The sequence below is a fragment of the Helicobacter mehlei genome (assembly GCF_003660265.1).
In the GTDB taxonomy this organism is placed as follows: Bacteria; Campylobacterota; Campylobacteria; order Campylobacterales; family Helicobacteraceae; genus Helicobacter; species Helicobacter mehlei.
In genome coordinates this window covers 1-1,194 of sequence record NZ_QXQP01000059.1, presented here as the reverse complement: position 1 = coordinate 1,194, position 1,194 = coordinate 1, and the positions used below count along the sequence as shown (strand labels likewise).

1 protein-coding gene is annotated in these 1,194 nt (G+C 46.0%); it reads left to right on the top strand.

Features of this window, described 5'->3' with window-relative positions; genetic code table 11:
- Positions 1–15 precede the first annotated feature (15 nt).
- On the top strand, positions 16–1,194 hold a 1,179-nt coding region (locus EAO36_RS08205; protein WP_120955998.1), incomplete at its 3' end, for a hypothetical protein.

Sequence of the window (1,194 nt, the reverse complement as noted above, 5' to 3'; positions counted from 1 at the left end):
AAGTCAAGGAGCACCATGAGTAAATTCGCTATTAGTCTATCAAACCCGAGCAACTACCATGCGTTGGATCATTGGCAAGTCATAGAGCTTGAGAAGTGGCAAGATGTGTTGTTGCATGCAATCAGCTACGATGTTTCTGTGGCACACTTTAGCCTAGACTACTCTACTAAGCACCAGCGCAGTGGCGAGAATGTGTTAGCCTTGCACCCGTTTCTCTTTTACGATGTAGATAACGACAAGGATGGCAAGAAGCAACCACTAAGTATCAAGGGCGCGCGTGATCTGTTGGAGCGTTGTGGCATTGCCTTTGGTATTGTGCCCTCACGCAACTACAAGAAACTCAAAGAGAATGATTCACGCCCCGATGTAGAACGCTTTAGGATTATCATCCCTCTTGAGAGCCCACCACCCATTGAGCTTATTAAGGACAAAGAGTTGTTTCGCAAATTCCAAGAGATATTTGCACAGAAGCTAGGGCTAATTGCCTATGTGGATGACGCACCTTTGAGAGATATGGCACGCTACTACGCTAGACACACAACACCACCACTAATAGACTCTATTGTCGTGCAAGGGCGTTTAACACGCGTGGATAAGATTTTTCAAATGGCAACACAAGAGCTCATCCAAGAACGCCAAGAGCAAGAGGCACGCAGAGCAGAACACAAACCCTTTATACCGCCTAAATCATCGCAAACTACATCTAGTAGCCACGGACACATCGTTATCGCCGATAAGGACAGAATTAACGCTATCCACATCGCTGATCTCATCAACACGCTAGAGGGAATAGTGCGAGAATACAAAGAGGGGACTTATCGCATGATTAAAACCGCCACGGCTAAGTATTCTATCACAGATGATAACATCGCTTACGACTTTAAGAGCGGTAAGAAGTATGGCGTGTATGCCTATCTTGCAGAGAAGTTTGACACGCCCGTATGGAACAACATTGCCCGCAAATTAGGAAAGCTAATGGGCTGTGAGTTTCTTGTGCCTGATCCAGCCTTTGATGTCGTGCTTAGAAACGCGATGGCTAGAGCGCATAGCCGACAAGAAGTAGAACGCACGCTCAAAGCGCATTATGGAGTGGGGTTTATTAGGTTTGAATACAACTACATCAGGGTAGCAGATCAGTGCTTAGACTATCCAAGTGCGGAAGACAGAAAACACTATTTAGCATTGCCACCTATC